This is a genomic window from Pseudomonas nicosulfuronedens (assembly GCF_005877905.1).
In the GTDB taxonomy this organism is placed as follows: domain Bacteria; phylum Pseudomonadota; class Gammaproteobacteria; order Pseudomonadales; family Pseudomonadaceae; genus Pseudomonas; species Pseudomonas nicosulfuronedens.
This window is the reverse complement of sequence record NZ_SWDV01000043.1, coordinates 15,988-32,041: the sequence shown is the minus strand read 5'-3', so window position 1 is coordinate 32,041 and position 16,054 is coordinate 15,988. Positions and strand designations below refer to the sequence as shown.

10 protein-coding genes are annotated in these 16,054 nt (G+C 65.5%); all 10 read right to left on the bottom strand.

All coding sequences use genetic code 11. The annotated features are described in order from the left end of the window. Window positions 1–36: 36 nt before the first annotated feature. The 10 genes from FAS41_RS26010 to FAS41_RS25965 all read right to left on the bottom strand — a co-directional run bounded on the left by FAS41_RS26010 (window position 37) and on the right by FAS41_RS25965 (window position 15,862). Entirely contained in the window at window positions 37–2,040 is a 2,004-nt protein-coding gene (locus FAS41_RS26010; RefSeq protein WP_420825995.1) for an alkyl/aryl-sulfatase, read from the bottom strand. Further along, window positions 2,040–3,215, bottom strand: coding sequence for an acyl-CoA dehydrogenase family protein (locus tag FAS41_RS26005; protein WP_138526235.1), 1,176 nt, complete (start codon window positions 3,213–3,215; stop codon window positions 2,040–2,042). Before FAS41_RS26005 ends, FAS41_RS26010 begins: the two co-directional genes overlap by 1 nt. A 15-nt stretch (window positions 3,216–3,230) precedes the next feature. After that, entirely contained in the window at window positions 3,231–4,445 is a 1,215-nt protein-coding gene (locus FAS41_RS26000) for an acyl-CoA dehydrogenase family protein (RefSeq protein ID WP_138526234.1), read from the bottom strand. A gap of 10 nt (window positions 4,446–4,455) precedes the next feature. Then, window positions 4,456–5,634 carry a lipid-transfer protein gene (locus FAS41_RS25995; RefSeq protein ID WP_138526233.1) on the bottom strand — a complete coding sequence of 393 codons (1,179 nt, stop codon included), beginning with the start codon at window positions 5,632–5,634 and terminating at the stop codon, window positions 4,456–4,458. Between the two features lie 149 nt (window positions 5,635–5,783). After that, window positions 5,784–7,481 (bottom strand): AMP-binding protein, encoded by a 1,698-nt coding sequence (locus tag FAS41_RS25990; protein ID WP_138526232.1) that lies wholly within the window; start codon window positions 7,479–7,481, stop codon window positions 5,784–5,786. Window positions 7,482–7,558: 77 nt separating this feature from the next. Further along, on the bottom strand, window positions 7,559–8,671 hold the full coding sequence (locus tag FAS41_RS25985; protein WP_138526231.1) for a thiolase C-terminal domain-containing protein: 1,113 nt from the start codon (window positions 8,669–8,671) through the stop codon (window positions 7,559–7,561). 85 nt (window positions 8,672–8,756) lie between these two features. After that, window positions 8,757–10,577, bottom strand: a complete 1,821-nt coding sequence (locus FAS41_RS25980) for an SDR family oxidoreductase (RefSeq protein WP_138526230.1) — start codon at window positions 10,575–10,577, stop codon at window positions 8,757–8,759. 56 nt (window positions 10,578–10,633) lie between these two features. Beyond that, window positions 10,634–11,779 (bottom strand): acyl-CoA dehydrogenase family protein, encoded by a 1,146-nt coding sequence (locus tag FAS41_RS25975; RefSeq protein ID WP_138526264.1) that lies wholly within the window; start codon window positions 11,777–11,779, stop codon window positions 10,634–10,636. Window positions 11,780–11,810: 31 nt separating this feature from the next. Next, entirely contained in the window at window positions 11,811–12,953 is a 1,143-nt protein-coding gene (locus FAS41_RS25970; RefSeq protein WP_138526229.1) for an acyl-CoA dehydrogenase family protein, read from the bottom strand. 251 nt (window positions 12,954–13,204) lie between these two features. Further along, the gene (locus tag FAS41_RS25965) at window positions 13,205–15,862 is read right to left on the bottom strand and encodes a winged helix-turn-helix domain-containing protein (RefSeq protein WP_169938006.1); all 2,658 of its coding nucleotides are present in this window, start codon (window positions 15,860–15,862) and stop codon (window positions 13,205–13,207) included. Window positions 15,863–16,054 lie beyond the last annotated feature (192 nt).

Below are 16,054 nucleotides of genomic sequence, written 5' to 3'. Positions count from 1 at the left end.
GCCACCGTGGGGTGGCCTTTGTTTTGCCTGCAACGATCAGGGCGTGGCGATATTGAAGTCCGGCGTGAAGGCATCCAGCAGGCTCATCAGCTCGCCCAGCTTGCGCGGGTCTCCCTCTACCTTGGCCAAGCCCTGCTTGAGTGCGGAGGGGAAATCCAGCTCCTTGAGGCTGATGCGGTCCAGCGTGGCCTTGTCGATGCTCAGCGCTGCATCGGGGTGCACGTGGCTACTGTGCTCGCGATAAGTCAGCACGCCGTTGCGCAGGGTCAGGGCAAAGCTCTGCTTGCGATCGGTGAAGGTCCAGTTCAATTGCATGTCGTGGCCTTGCGCCCGTTCGGCATTCAGGCGCACCGCCATGTAGTCGAAGAACATCGACGGCTCCAGCGCCTTGACCAAATCTGCCGAAGGCTTGCGAAGGCTCGCCTGGCGCACTCCATTGCGCAGCTCGACGGCTGCCGACAGGTACATGTTGCGCCATAACGAACTCTCGGCCTGGTAGCCCAGCTGTTCCAGCGCGTCGGCCTGTGCGTCACGGGCCGCACGATTGTCCGGTTGGGCGAAAACCAGGTGGTTGCCCAGCTCTACCGCCCAGCGGTAATCGCCCTTGTCCATCGCGGCGCGCATCAGCTCCAGCACGTGCTCCGCGCCACCCAGCGCCTCGACATAGCGAGTACCGGCGTCCTGCGGCGGCAAGGGGTCTAGGTTGGCCGGGTTGCCGTCATAGAAACCCATGTAGCGCTGGTACACCGCACGCGAATTGAAGCTGAGCGAGCCGTAGTAGCCTCGGTTATACCATTTGCGTTCCAGGTCGCCCGGCAGCTTCTGCATCGCTGCTGCAATCTCGGTCGGGGTCAGGCCCTGGTTGAGCAGGTGCAGGGTGTGGTCGTTGATGTAGGTATACATGTCGCGCTGGTCGGCCAGCAGCGTGCGGATCCGCTCGCCGCCCCAGGTCGGCCAGTTGTGCTGGGCGAACATCACGTCGGCACGGTCGCCATAGCGCACCAGGCTGTCGTCGAGGTAGCGGCCCCAGGCCTTGGCGTCACGTACCAGCGCACCCCGTGGGGTGAGGATGTTGTGCTGGGTGTGGGTGGCGTTCTCGGCCATGCACAGCGCGCGCATCTGCGGCAGGTACAGGTTCATCTCCGCCGGCGCTTCGCTGCCGGGGGTCAGCTGGAACTCGATGTCGATGCCATCGACGCGCACCTGCTGATTGGACTTGTCGATCAGCACGGTCGGGGCGATCAGGCCAATGCTGCCGCCGGTTGGGCCGCCCTTGCCGATACCCGTATCCACCTGCCCTTTGTCCCCTCGCGGCACTAGGCCGCCTGACTGATATTGGGCACGGCGGAACATCGCGGTGCCGGCGAAGACGTTCTCGCTCGCCGCCTCTTCCATGAAGCCGCTTGGCGCGTACACCTGCACCTTGCCGGCGACCACATCGGCCTCGTCGATGACTCCGCGAACGCCACCGAAGTGATCGATATGGCTGTGCGTATAGATCACCGCCGTCACCGGACGCTGCGGGCGATTACGGTAGTACAGGTCGAGGGCGGCGCGCGCCGTTTCGCTGGTCATCAGCGGATCGATGATCACCAGGCCCTTGTCGCCCTCGATAATCGTCATGTTCGCCAGGTCCATCCCGCGCACCTGGTAGAGGCGCTCGGCAACCTGGAACAGCCCGGCGTTGCTGTTGAGCTGGGCCATCCGCCAGAGACTCGGGTTCACCGAATCCGGGGCCTGCTCGGCGTTGAGGAAGTCGTACTGGTGGGTATCCCAGACCACCTTGCCGTTGGCGTCCCTGATCTGACCGGAGAATGCAGCGACCAAGCCGCGGCTGGCGTCTTCGTAGTCCTGCCGGTCGGTGAACGGTAGTGCCTGCAGCACTGCTGCGTTGCTGGCACGGGTCGCCGCGCTGGCCGGTTTTGCCAGGGCCGGGCCGTTGTCCGCCTCCGCTGCGCTGGCCATACCCGTGCATGCCAACAGGACGGCGAGCGCCAGGGCATTTCGGCGGCACATGCCCGAGGTAGTGAGGGAAATCATTATTGTTCTCCGTAAGTCATTGAATTCATCGTCGCCGACATGGCAGCGTCCGCGAGGGCCGCCTGCTGCCGCTGGGTGCAGTAAGCTTCATGGCTGTCAGCGCTGCCCAGGAGCAGGTCTGCGACTACCGCGCGCTTGAAGTAGTGGCCGACGCTGCACTCCTCGGTAGTACCGATCCCGCCATGCAACTGGATGGCCTGCCCGCAGACGAACTTAGCCGCGCGGCCGACCTGCGCCTTGATCTGCGAGGTGCGCAGCTGCAGGTCGTGGATCTGCGGGTTGTCGATGGCATCGAGCAGGACGAACAAGGCCGATCGTGCCAGCTCAAGCTGAGCTGCCATGTCGGCCATGCGATGCTGCAGGGATTGGAAGCTGCCGATGGGTACTCCGAACTGCTGGCGCACCTTGAGATAGTCAGCGCTGATCTCGATGACCCGCTCCATGCCGCCCACCAGCTCGGCGCAGAGGCAGGCAGTGGCCTGGGCCATGCCCTGGCGCAGCGCAGCCAGGCCCTCGCCCGGTCGTCCCAGTACGGCGGCTTCGCTGACGTCGACCTGCGACAGTTGCAACTCCACCACCCAGCTGCCGTCGTGCAGCGGTACCGGGATCAGGCCCAGACCTGGGAGGTCAGCCTCCACCAGGAACAGCGTGCAGCCCTCCTCCGCCTGCGCGGAAATGATGAACGCATTGGCCTGCGTGCCGCCCATTACCAGCGTCTTGCGGCCGTTCAGCCGATAGCCGCCAGGATGGCGTTTCGCGCTAGCGCGTTGCCCCTCAACTAGCCCACGGGTCTGCACCTCGGCATAAGCCAGGGCCAGCCGTGCGGAGCCATCGGCCAGGGCCGGCAACCAGCGCTTCTGATGTTCAGGTGCTGCCGCGGCGACCAGGGTCTGCGCGGCCAGCACGGCGCAGCCGGCATAAGGCGCGAGGACCAGTCCGCGACCCAGTTCCTGGGCGATCACCACACTGTCGACAATGTTGCCGCCAAGGCCGCCATGGACCTCCGGAAGTGCGGCACAGAGCCAGCCCTGTTCGGCAAAGGTAGTCCAGCTGGAATCGCTGCCTTCACCCGCCTGCAGGCGGGCGACGCGAGCCTCGAAGCTGTACTCCTTGTCGATGAAGCGGCGCACGCTGTCCTGCAGCATCTGCTGCTCGGAAGAAAGTTCGAAATTCATGGTTGCTGGGCCCGTTCAGAGTTGAAACAGCATCTTGGCGATGATCCCGCGCTGGACCTCGCTGGTGCCGCCGTAGATGGTCGAGGCGCGGCGGAAGAACATTTCCATGGCGATGCCACGGGCCAGCGCTTCCTGCGGCAGTTCCGCGCCGGGCGGGTCCTCGGGCTGATCCTCAGGAGTCGGATAGGCGATGGCGCCGAAGTCACCCAGCGCTTGCACCATGAACTCGGTGATGCGCTGCTGCAGTTCGGTACCGCGCACCTTCAGGATCGACCCCAGGGCGTGGGCCGCCGGGCTGTGGTCGCCGGCTTGCTCCATCGCCGCCACGCGCTTGACCAGCATGGCGACCGCATCGACCTCGGCCTCAAAACCTGCGAGTTGCCGGGCGAACCCTGTCTGTTCGCCGAGCCACCCGTCACCTGCCGGCAGGCTGCGCGCCAACTGGCGCAGTTGCATCAGGTAGCGGCGCAGGATCGGCAGGTCGGCGGCGGTGGCGTGTTCGTTGTTGAGCAGGAACTTGGTGATCTTCCAGCCATCGCCTTCGTTGCCGATGCAGTTAGTCACCGGCACACGGACGTTGTCGAAGAAGGTCTCGTTGAGGTGATGGCAGCCGTCGATGCTGTGGATCGGTCGTACGGTGATGCCCGCGGTCTTCATGTCCACCAGCAGGAAGCTGATGCCGGCCTGCTTGCGGGCGCTGGAGTCAGTGCGCACCAGCAGGAAGATCCAGTCGGCCTGGTGGGCATAGCTGGTCCAGATCTTCTGACCATTGATCACGTAGTGATCGCCATCCAGATCGGCGCGGGTACGCAGCGATGCCAGGTCCGAGCCCGAGCCCGGCTCGGAGAAGCCCTGGCACCACAGGCGCTCGGCCTTGAGGATCAGTGGAATCTGCGCGGCCTTTTGTTCGGCGCTGGCGAAGTGATTGATCACCGGCCCGAGCAACTTGTGCGCGAAGCCGTCGAGGGTTGGTGCACCGGCAGCAACGCATTCCTCGTCGAAAACCAGGCGTTGCAGCACACTCCAACCGGTGCCGCCATGCTCTTTCGGCCAGTACGGCGCGCCCCAGCCGCGCTCATCGAGGATGCGTTGCCAGCGCACCAGGTCGGGCAGCGCGGAACGGATGCTGGAGCTCGGTTTGCCCGCCAGTTCAGCCGGCAGGTGCAGGCGCAGGAACTCGCGGATCTCCTGGCGGAACTGGTCAAGGCCGGCGTCGGGAAGAAAATCCATGGCGGCCTCCTCAGTTGCGGTACAGGGTGACGACACAGGCGCCGCCGATCCCGACGTTATGCTGGAGTGCCACGCGGGCGCCCTCGACCTGGCGCTGCTCGGCATTGCCACGCAGTTGCTGGGTCAGCTCGTAGCACTGGGCAAGGCCGGTAGCGCCGATCGGATGACCCTTCGACAGCAGGCCACCGGACGGATTGACCACGTAGCGGCCGCCGTAGGTGTTGTCGCCGTCGTCGATGAACTTCGCTGCGCCACCTTCGGGGCACAGGCCGAGGCCTTCATAGGTGACCAGTTCGTTGTGCGCGAAGCAGTCGTGCAACTCGACCACGTCGATGTCTTCCGCGCCGATGCCGGCCGCCTCGTAGACCTGCTTCGAGGCGCTCAGAGCCATGCCGTAGCCGGCGGCATAGCGCAGGTCTTCCTCGAAACTGCGGCCGTCGTCGGTAGTCATCGCCTGGGCGGCGATCCAGACCCGCGCATCCAGACCATGGCGGCGCGCGTAGTCCTCGCTGCAGAGCACCGCGGCGGCGGCCCCGCAAGTCGGCGGGCAGGCCATCAGGCGGGTCATCACGCCCGGCCAGAGCAGTTGGTCGTTGAGCACGTCCTCGGGGCTGACTTCCTTGCGGAACACCGCCAGCGGGTTGCGCGTGGCATGCCGGCTGGCCTTGGCGCGAATCTTCGCGAAACTTTGCAGCGGCGTGCCGAAGCGCTGCATGTGAGCCAGCCCCGCACCGCCGAAGATGCGCAACGCGGTGGGCAACTCGGCGACGTCCAGAAGCGCGTCGCAGCGTTCGATGAAGGGGTCGGCGGCGTTCGGCCGGTCGCTGTAGTGGCTGCTCAGCGCGCCTGGATTCATCTGTTCGAAGCCCAGCACCAGGGCCACGTCGATGGCGCCGCTCTGAATCGCCTGGCGAGCCAGGAACAATGCGGTCGAGCCACTGGAGCAGTTGTTGTTGACGTTGAACAGTGCGATGCCACTCAGGCCGACGTGGTACAGCGCGCGCTGACCGCAGCAGGAGTCGCCGTAGATGTAGCCGGCATAGGCCTGCTGGATGGCACTGTACTTCACCCCCGCGTCTTCCAGCGCCAGGCGCGCGGCCTGGGCGCCCATCAGGTCGTAGCTCAGGCTCGCCCCCGGCTTGGTGAAGGGGATCATGCCGACTCCGGCGACCACGACTTTGTTCGTCATTTCCATTCCTCCCATGGTGGCCCGGTTTCACCGTGCCTTGCTTGTACCGGCATGGTAGGGAGGATCACGGAAGGCGCTGAGCCCCCCGTGTCAGGGGGAGTGGCGAGGGGCTCGCCGGCCCCGCAAGGGCCGGCAAGAGGGGGCTGGAGTTACTCGACGATTACCGCGCGACGGCTCGCACACCAGGCGTCCAGGCGCGCCTGGTAATGCTCTTCGATGAGGTTGCGGCGGATCTTGAGGGTCGGCGTCAGCAGGCCGTTGTCGACGTTCCAGGGTTCGCTTACCAGAACCAGGCAGGCCAGCCGCTCATGCGCTTCCAGCTGCTGGTTGGTCGATTCCAGGAAGGCTTCCAGCTCGGCTTCCAGAGTCGCCCGCCGTTCCGGGGCAGCCAGCGCGTTACGCGTGTCCGGCGAGACATTGATCAGCGCCACCGGTTGCGCCAGACCAACGCCGGTAACACAGGCACCCTCCACATGCTCGTTGTTGCCCAGGCGTGCCTCGATCGGAACAGGCGCCACGTACTTACCCTTGGTGGTCTTGAACAGTTCCTTCACCCGCCCGGTGATGCGCAGGCGTCCCGCTTCGTCCAGTTCGCCACGGTCACCGGTGCGGAAGAAACCGTCCTCGGTGTAGCTGTCGCGGGTCAGCTCCGGCTCCTTGTAGTAGCCGAGCATCTGTCCTGGACTCTTCACCAGGATCTCGTTGTTCTCGGCGATCCTGCACTGCACGTCGCGCACACTCGAACCAACGTAGCCGACACGTACCTCGCCAGGCTGGTTGAAGTGGGAGCAACCGAAGTTCTCCGACATGCCGTAGCCCTCCAGCAGCTCCAGGCCGAGCTGGCGATACCACTCCAGCACTGCGACTGGCAGCGGCGCCGAGCCGGACAGCGCGGTATGCACCTGGTCCAGTCCGAGCGCGCCGAGGATCTGCTGACGCATCGCCTCGCTGCGTTGCGGATCGGCGAAGGCAGCCTGCTGCACTGACTGTGGAATGCGCTCGCTGATACCGTGGTAGAACTTGCCCCACAGCCGCGGCACCGACATGAAGATGGTCGGCCGCGCCCGGCGCAGGTCGTCGGCGAAGGTCTCCAGTCCTTCGTTGAAGAACACTTGGCAGCCATTGAGCAACGACAGCGCTTCGACCACCGCGCGCTCGGCGGTGTGCGCCAGAGGCAGGTAGGACAGCAGCCGGTCGGTCGGCGCCACGCCAGCTCCGCCTGCATACATGCCAACAGTCGATTCGCAGCTGGAACACATGCTGTCGAAGGTGTGCATCACCCCCTTGGGTCGACCGGTGCTGCCAGAGGTGTAGATGATGGTGGCCAGGTCAGCACGCCGGGTTTGCGCCACCGTCTGCAACGGCTCCCAGGTATCCATCAGGGACTGCCAGGATTGCCCTTCGCCAATTGCCAGCAATGGCAATTCGATCACCGGCAGGCTCGCCGGCACGCTGTCGCGCAGTTTATCCCAGCCCGCGGCGCCGCCGTCCAGGTGGCCGAGGAACAACAGGCGCACTTCGGCGTGCTCCAGTACATATGCCACGGTATCGCGGTTGGCTGAGGGGTACAGCGGAACGCTGACGTGCCCGGCCATCCAGATCGCCAGGTCGGCGATGATCCAGTGCGCGCTGTTCTTGCCGAGGATAGCGATGCTGGAGCGCGCGGGCAGATCCAGCGATTGCAGGTACGCGGCCATGCGCCGGGCCTGTTCGCCTACCGCGTGCCAACTGTAGCTTTCATTGTGTCCCTGGCCTTGCGGTTGGTGCAGGTAGGGGGCGTCAGGCATAAGGCGTTCCCAGTGCAGGAAGCGCTGTAGCAATGTCGGTTTTTCTTGTTGATCGTTCATTGCGGGGTCCTACGGACTTGAGGGCGCAGGCGCGCCCTTCGGATTATTGTTCTTGACGGTCCTTCCCGATAGCGCGCTCAGTCGCGAGCATAGAGGGTCACCACAGCGTCGCCCTGCACGCCCTGGCTGTGCTGCAGCGCGTAGCGCGCGCCCGGCACCTGGCGGGTATCGGCGGCACCGCGCAGTTGGCGGACCAGCTCGACGCATTGTGCCAGCCCGCTGGCGCCCAGAGCATGCCCCCGGCCCAGCAAGCCGCCGGACGGATTCACCACGAGATTGCCGCCATAGGTGTTGTCGCCATCCTCGATGAGCTTCTCCGCGTCACCTTCGCGGCAGAAACCCAGGGCCTCATACAGCAGAAGCTCGGCGCTGCCGGTGGCGTCCTGAAGTTCACACAGGTCGATTTCCTCCGGCCCCAGGCCGGCGCGCTCATAGACCAGGCGGGCGGCGGTCGCGGCGATGTCATAGCCTGCCGCACGGATTGCCGTCTCCCCACAGGCCCCTGCCGTCAGTTCGCCGCACTGCGCCTGGGCGATAATCCGCACCGCGCGCTTGTTGCCGCGCTTGCGGACGAATGCGTCGGAGCACAGCACCACCGCGGCGGCGCCCTCGGCGGGAGTGCAGCACTGCGAGGCGCTGAGCGGGCCGAAAGTCTGCGGTTCGAGCAGGACTTGCTCCAGGCTGAGGGGGGCGCGCAGCAGCGCGTCGGGATTGCGAGCGGCGTGCTCACGGGCCTTCACCGCCAGCATCGCCAGACTTTCGCGGCGCGCAGCGTAGCGCGCCAGGTACTCTTCGGCAGCAGCGCCATGCAGCGCATTGCCCAGGGCGACTTCAGCGCTGGCGGCATGGGCCATGGCCGGCTCCACGCCGAGTACCAGCACGCATTCGGCCGCACCTGTCTCCACCGCCTGGCGCGCCAGCAACAATGCGCTGGCCCCCCCGGCGCCGTCGCTTTGCAGGTTGAACACGGGGATGCCGGTCAGCCCCAGCGATCGCCAGGCTTCCTGCCCGGCATGGGGCGCCGCGCCGGCGGCAGCGCAGTAAAGCGCGCCGACCAGGGCGAAATCGATCCCCGCGTCCGCCAGGGCCAGGCGCACGACCGCAACGGCCGAGTCCGCGCCGGCCCCACTGGCGCCCGCCAGGCGGAACGGGGTCAAGCCAACGCCAATCACATTGACGCGACGATTCATCTGTTGGTCTCTCCTGAGACGGGAACCGCCGCCAGAGCGGCGGTCCGAAGCCGATGGAGGGCACCGCAGTGCCCCCCATCGCCGGTTACGCCGGCACCTGCTCGAACAGTTCGACAGCGGCGTTCTTCAGCACCACCACGTCACGTTCCACGGCGCGCATCTCGACAATGATCCGCGTCGGCGACTCGCGCCACATGCGGGTTTCCAGGGTGTCGCCAGGCATGACGATGGCCGCGAAGCGCGCACGCACGCTCTTGAACAGGCGCGAGTCGTTGTCGCAGAACGCCTTGATCACGTGGCGGCCGAGATAGCCGAAGGTGCACAGGCCGTGCAGGAACGGCTTCTCGTAGCCCGCCTTGGCGGCGTAATCCGGATCGACGTGCATCGGGTTCCAGTCACCACACAGGCGGTACAGCAGCGCCTGGTTCACCTCGGTCTTGTCGGACAGCACGATGTCGGGCTCACGGGCCGGCGGTACGTTGACCTCTTCGCTGGCGACCTTCGCCAACCCGGCGCCCGGTACGCCCGGATAGAAACCAGTGACCTCGTTGTAGAACAGCGGCGTGCCGTGCTCGTCGGTGGTCTCGATGGCCAGAACGGTGACGGTGCTCTTGCCTTTATCGATCGCGGTCTTCAGGCGCATGGTGTGCTTGAGCTTGGCGGCCGGCGGCAGCGGGCGGTACATGACGGTGTACTGCTCGCCGTGCAGCCCCTTGCCGAACGGCACGTTGAGACCCTCCAGTTGCGGCTCGCCGGACTTGGCGGCGCGCAGGAACACCTCAGTGGCCGGCAGCACGGCCATGGTCGGCAGGACGCGGAACTCGTCGCCGACGAATTCGTTGACGTAGCGCAGTTCAGCGCGATCCAGCGGGTCCTTGGCGGCGCCCACGGCCAGCGCGTAGAGCGCGGCGTCGTTCTGGTCGTACTCGGTTTCCAAGTAGGAAACGGCCTTGCCGGCCACTTCCATGTCGATGAATTGGTTGCCGCCCTTGGTGGCCGCCGTGTCCATGCGCTCGAAGAGTTCCTTGAAGCTTTCCGCGCCGTTCGCCGGGTGCACAGCGTGCTCGTCGAAGCGACCGATGCGCTCCCAGTTGTCACGTACCAGCTCCGGGCTGAGACCGTCGGTGTGCAGGAAGCGGCCTTGCGAACGTTCCCAGCGGTACTTGGCGTGGAAGCCGCCACCCACTTCGATCAGTTCGCCACTGTCCTGGCAATCCTCGTGGCACAGCCAACCCACCAGCGGCGCAACGTCCTCCACGCGCAGCTTGGCCTGCATCTCCTCGGTGAAGATGCCACTGGCGATGACCATGCGCGATGCGGCGATCGGGGCGATGGTGTTGACGCGGATGTTCTTGCTCGCGCCTTCGATGGCCAGAGAGTTGGCGAAGCCGATCAGCCCCGCCTTGGCGGTGGAGTAGTTGCACTGGCCGAAGTTGCCGAAGATCCCTGCGCCCGAGGAGGTCATGACGATACGGCCGTAGCCTTTCTCGCGCATGATCGGCCACACAGCGTGGGTCAGTAGGAAGGCGCCCTTGACGTGCACGGCCTGGATCAGGTCCCACTGCTCCTCGGTCATCTTGTGGAACGAGGTGTCGCGCAGCACGCCGGCGTTATTGATCAGGATATCGACGGTGCCGAACGCCTTCAGAGCGGTGGCGACGATCTTGTCGCCCTCGGTCACCGAGTGATAGTCGGCCACGGCCTCGCCGCCCAGGGCGCGGATTTCCTCCACTACCGCGTCAGCTGCGGCGGAAGAGCTGCCCACGCCTTCGGTGGTGACGCCCAGATCGTTGACCACGACCTTGGCGCCGCGGGAGCCCAGCAGCAGCGCATGGGCACGACCGAGGCCATTGCCGGCGCCGGTGACGATGGCGACTTTGCCGTCGAAACGCAGTTCTTGTGACACGTTCGTTCTCCTTGGATAGCTCTTTCTTGTCGTTTATTCCCGGCCGGGCCAGGGGATCAGAGAGTGCGTGCGACCAGCTCACGCATGATGTCGTTGGCGCCACCGGCAATGCGCAGCACGCGGTGGTCGAGGTAGTGGCGAGCCACCGGGTACTCGAGCATGTAGCCGTTGCCGCCATGTAGCTGCAGGCACTGGTCGACCACCCGGGTGTACAGCTCCGAGCACCACAACTTGGCCGAGGCTGCGGCGTCCGGGGTCAGTTGGTGCAGCAGGCACAGCTCCATGCAGCGATCGACATAGACCTGCCCGTGAGCCAGGTCAGCGCGCAGGTCGGCGAGACGGAAGCGGGTATTCTGGAAATCGAAGATCGGCTGGCCGAACACCGTGCGGCCGCGGGTGTAGTCGAGGGTCTGTTCGAGCACTGCCTGGGCACCTGCAATGCTGCTGATGGCAATGGACAGGCGCTCCCAGGCCAGTTCCTTCATCAGGTGCACGAAACCCTGGCCGGGAATGCCACCGAGCAGGTTTTCCTTCGGTACGCGGACATCCTCGAAGAACAGCATGGTGGTGTCCTGGGCGTGCAGGCCGACCTTGCGCAATGGCTTGGACTTGCTGAATCCGGGGCGGCCGTCTTCCACCAGCAGCAGCGAGATGTCCTGCGCGCCCTTGCCGGTATCGCCGGTCTTGCACACCACGACGACGAGGTCGCATTGGGTGCCGTTGGAGATGAAGGTCTTGGCGCCGTTGATGACGTACTCATCACCGTCCAGTACTGCGCGGGTCTTCACCGCCTGCAGGTCAGAGCCGGTATTCGGCTCGGTCATCGCTACCGCGCCTATGGCGGTACCGGCGGCCATCCTCGGCAGCCACCGCTGCTTCTGCTCCTCGTTGCCGAAGTTGACCACGTAGCCGGCAACGATATCGTGCACGCCGAAGCCGATCAGCCCGGAACACAGCCCGGCGCGATAGATTTCTTCGGTGGCGATCATCGAGAAAAGCCGGTCCAGGCCGAGGCCGCCATAGGCTTCGGGCGTAGTGGCATTGAGCATGCCCAGCTCGCCGGCGCGCTCCCAGATGGCGCGCGGCACGCGATGCTGCTCCTCCCACTGCTCAAGATGCGGCGCGCACTCCTCGGTAAGGAAGCGCCGTACCGTGTCGCGGAAGGCCTCGTGCTCCTGCTCGAACAGGGTGCGCGGGATCAATGGGGGCATCGGTGGACTCCTAACGGCAGGCTTAAAGGGTTCGCGCGACGAGTTCGCGCATGATGTCGTTGGCGCCGCCGTAGATGCGGTTGACGCGGCTGTCGAGGTAGTGGCGTGCCACCGGGTACTCGAGCATGTAGCCATTGCCGCCATGCAGTTGCAGGCACTGGTCGACCACCTTCGAATACAGTTCGGTGCCCCAGAGCTTGGCGGCGGCTGCCGCCTCGCTGCTGAGCTCGTGCCGCAGGCACAGCTCCATGCAGCGGTCGACGTAAGCCTGGCCAATGGCGATCTCGGTCTTCAGGTCGGCGAGGCGGAAGCGCGAATTCTGGAAGTCAATGATCGGCTTGCCGAATACCGAGCGACCGCGGGTGTAATCGACGGTCTGCTCCAGCACGGCCTGGCTCGCGGCGATACCGAGGATGCCGATGCTCAGGCGCTCCCAGGCCAGTTCCTTCATGAGCTGGATGAAACCCTGGCCCGGCACGCCGCCGAGGATCGCGTCCTTGGGCACCCGGACGTCCTCGAAGAACACCATGGTGGTGTCCTGGGCGTGCAGGCCGACCTTGCGCAGCGGCTTGGACTTGACCACGCCAGCGCGCTCAGCCTCGACCAGGATCAGCGACAGGTCGCGGGAGCCCTTGCCGCTGTCGCCGGTGCGGGCGACGACCACGATCACATCGCAGTTGGTACCGTTGGAGATGAAAGTCTTGGCGCCGTTGATGACGTATTCGTCACCGTCCAGCACCGCGCGGGTCTTCACCGCCTGCAGGTCAGAGCCGGTATTCGGCTCGGTCATCGCTACGGCGGAGATCACTTCGCCGGTGGCCATGGACGGCAACCACCGATGCTTCTGCTCTTCGGTGCCGAAGTTGATGAAGTAGCCGGCGACGATATCGTGCACGTTGAAGCCGTTCAGCCCCGACGTGCCAGCGCGGGCCACCTCTTCGACCGCGATCATCGAGAAGCGCCGGTCCAGACCCAGCCCACCGTAGGCCTCCGGCGTGGTGGCGTTGAGCATGCCCAGCTCGCCAGCGCGCGACCAGATCTCACGGGGAACACGGTGCTGCTCCTCCCAGTATTCATGGTGCGGCACGCACTCGTCGGCCAGGAAGCGGCGGACGGTGTTGCGGAACTCTTCGTGCTCGTGCTCGAACAACGTGCGGGGGATCATGCGGGCGTCTCCTCGGTGCCGATATGGGGCTGCGCTGGGCGCGGCTGGCTTGAGGTGACGATAGGTGCGGGGCCGGAGGGGTTGTACCCCCTCCCCCACCCTCACTTCGAGGGGGGGTGACGAAGACTCGGGCGAGCCCCCTCGATACAAGGGGCGAACGGTGGACAAGAAGGCTTTATGCTGCGGCTACGATGGACCACCGGGTATCAAGCGGCCACGCACCGCTCGCATACCCGGTGGGGCCATTGATCTCAGCGGATCAGGCCATGCTTGCGCGCCCAGGACATGGCGTCATAACGGCTGGAAACCCCAAGCTTGGCGTAGACGTTCTTCAGGTTCCACTTCACCGTTTCCTGGGAAATGTTCAAGGTCAGGGCGATACGCTTGTTCGACATCGCCTGAGCCACCAGCTGGATGATCGCCAGCTCCCGGGGCGACAGCGAGGCGCGATCGGTCACCTCCTCACGGCGGAAACGCGCCAGCAGGTCGTCCAGGTATGCAGTTACATCGCCCTGGGAGGACTGCCGGGCACGCTGGGTGGAGAGCAGCTTGACCACCCCGGCCCCTTCATCGACGAAGGTCCTCACTAGCCCGCCACGCCGCCCCAGTTGCAGCGCCTCGACCAGCAGGGACTCGGCTGCCACTTGCTGGCGTTGTGCGCTGCGCCCCAATGCCATCAGCAACAATGCAGTGACTTCCAGCTGACCACGCCCCAGGGCCTGGGCGTACTCGCGCACCGCCTCCAGTGCCGTCTGCGCCAGTTCGTGCTCGCCAGCGGCCAGTGCCAGGCGCCCGCGCGACAGTTGCACCAGCATGGGGATTTCGCTGAGGAAGCCCCTCTCGCCCTGATGCGTGATTTCCAGCGGTTCCAGGCGGGAGAAGCAGGCTTGTGCACCATCGCCGTCACCCTCCAGCAGACGGATACGCAGCTGCTCGGCCAGGCTGTGGGCAATTCCGCGCTCCAGGCCGATGCTGCGGAAATGCCGTTCCTGGCGCTCCAGGAACGCCAGGGCAGCCACCGCGGATTCCTGCAGGAGGTCCAGACGGGCGCGGCAAATAGTGCCGCGGATCATGGTGTCGGGCATTGCCCACTGCAGAAGGCCAACGCGGTTGGCGAGTACTTCGCGCGCTTCGTCGATGCGGTCGAGTTCGCAGTACACCACGGCCAGCGAGGCCGCACACAGGTAAGCGCTGGCGGACCGGTGGCCATGGGCGGACACCGATCGGGAGAACAGGTCCTGGCCGACGCGCAGGGCATCCGCCATGCGCCCTTCCAGCAGGTGGCAGAGCGTACGGGCACCCTCGACCACCAGGGCCATCTCATCGTTTCGGTCGGCCTCGGCGATGGGGTGTTCGTCCAGGTAGCGCAAGGCGTCGATGTGCCGGCCCTCCGCCGCGTAGGCGATGGCCAGCAACGCCGAAGGGCCATAGCGGACCACCGAGTAATCGTCGTCGAAGCGCTCAGCCCCCTCCAGAACCGAGACGATCTGATCCGTGCGATCACGTTGAATGGCGATGGACGCCTGGACCAGGCGCAAGTGCTGGAGCAAGTCTCCTTCCTGGCTGGCCCCGCTGCGCTTGTACTCCTCGAGCCAGGACTCGGCCTTGGCCGGGCGGGCGGTCAACGCATAGGCCAGGCAGCCACGGAAGAACAGCCGCGGGTGGCTGAACAGGGTTTCCTGGGGCAATCGGTCGAGCAGGCGCAGCAACGGCCCGACCTGGTCCAGGCCCCAACTGGTGGGCGCCGAGCGCTCCACCACTTCGGCTGCGAACTCCAGATCACCGCTCTCGGTCGCATGTCGCAGTCCCTCGGCCAGCAGCTTGCGCTCAGCGAACCAGCGTGCAGCGCGACGATGCAGGTCATTGACCAGGGTGGGATCGCGGCGCTCCAGGCGCGCGGCGAGGAATTCACCGAACAGGGGGTGGAAGCGGTACCACGGCTGGCGGTCGTCACCGACGATGCGGAACACCAGCAGGTTCTCTTCCTCCATTCGCGCCAGCAGTTCGCCTGCATTGTCGTGGCCGGTCAGGTGCGCTGCCAGCGATGCATTGAAACGCCGGCACAAGCTGACCCGTTCCATGAAGCCGGCCAGCTCGGGAGGCAAATGCACCATCACGTCTTCGGCCAGGTAGGTCTGCAGGTCATCGGACATCCAGCCCAGGTCGCGCAGGCTGTTGCGTGCCTCCGGGCGGGCGCGCAGCAGGAGCACTATCAGTTGCAGGCTGGCGGGCCAGCCACTGGTGAGGTCCTGGATCAGGTGGGACTCTTCGCTGCTCAACTTGAGCGACGGCAGGTTGGTTTCGAGGAAGCTGCGGGTTTCCGCGAGGTCGAACGGCAGGCCCGCGCAATCCAGCTCCAGCACCTGGTCCTGCAGGCGCAGGCGGCTCAGGCTCAAGGGCGGGTCGGCGCGCGAGGCAATGATGAAATGCAGGTTCTGCGGGCAATGGTCCAGCAGGCGCTGGACGAGGCGATGGGCACGCGAGTCGCTCACCAGGTGGTAGTCGTCCAGCACCAGGTAAAGCTGCTTGCTGACTGCTGCGGCGCCTTCGACGATGCTTGCAACCAGGCCATCGAGGGACTCGCCACTGGCACCTTCCAGCGGAATGTCGTTTTCCAGGGCAATACCGAGGTGGTTCAGCGCCGCACGCAGGTAGACGAAAAAGGAAGCCAGGTGGCGGTCTTCGGTGCTGAGCGTCAACCAGGCCACCTCGGCGCGCGCCTTGAGCATGGTCTGCCGCCACTGCACCAGCAGGGTGGTCTTGCCGAAGCCGGGACCGCCGATGACCACACCGACGGTGCAATGCTCCATGCGCTGCAGTTGTTCCAGCAGGCGTTGGCGGGTGATGGCGTTAGGACTGACGCGCGGCGGCGCCAGCTTGGTGGTCACGAGCAGTTTGTCTGGATGCATTGTTATTCTTGGCCTTTCTGCATAACTGGCGCGCCGTTGCCCGGCATCATGGACGCGAGGAGCCTCGGGTGTACCGGGATCGATATTGCCCCCCCTCCGCGCAAAGCACACCCCCCTCGCTACGGGGAGAGACATTACCCGCTGCGCCACACCAGGCGATAGGCGATCCGACCAATGAGCCCACCCCAGCGG

What these genes read in the sequence shown, in the direction of transcription:
- FAS41_RS25970 (WP_138526229.1), bottom strand. Translation starts at nt 12,953, where the DNA reads ATGATCCCCCGCACGTTGTTCGAGCACGAGCACGAAGAGTTCCGCAAC.
- FAS41_RS25985 (WP_138526231.1), bottom strand. Translation starts at nt 8,671, where the DNA reads ATGAATCGTCGCGTCAATGTGATTGGCGTTGGCTTGACCCCGTTCCGC.
- FAS41_RS25965 (WP_169938006.1), bottom strand. Translation starts at nt 15,862, where the DNA reads ATGCATCCAGACAAACTGCTCGTGACCACCAAGCTGGCGCCGCCGCGC.
- FAS41_RS25990 (WP_138526232.1), bottom strand. Translation starts at nt 7,481, where the DNA reads ATGAACGATCAACAAGAAAAACCGACATTGCTACAGCGCTTCCTGCAC.
- FAS41_RS26010 (WP_420825995.1), bottom strand. Translation starts at nt 2,040, where the DNA reads ATGATTTCCCTCACTACCTCGGGCATGTGCCGCCGAAATGCCCTGGCG.
- FAS41_RS25995 (WP_138526233.1), bottom strand. Translation starts at nt 5,634, where the DNA reads ATGACGAACAAAGTCGTGGTCGCCGGAGTCGGCATGATCCCCTTCACC.
- FAS41_RS26005 (WP_138526235.1), bottom strand. Translation starts at nt 3,215, where the DNA reads ATGAATTTCGAACTTTCTTCCGAGCAGCAGATGCTGCAGGACAGCGTG.
- FAS41_RS26000 (WP_138526234.1), bottom strand. Translation starts at nt 4,445, where the DNA reads ATGGATTTTCTTCCCGACGCCGGCCTTGACCAGTTCCGCCAGGAGATC.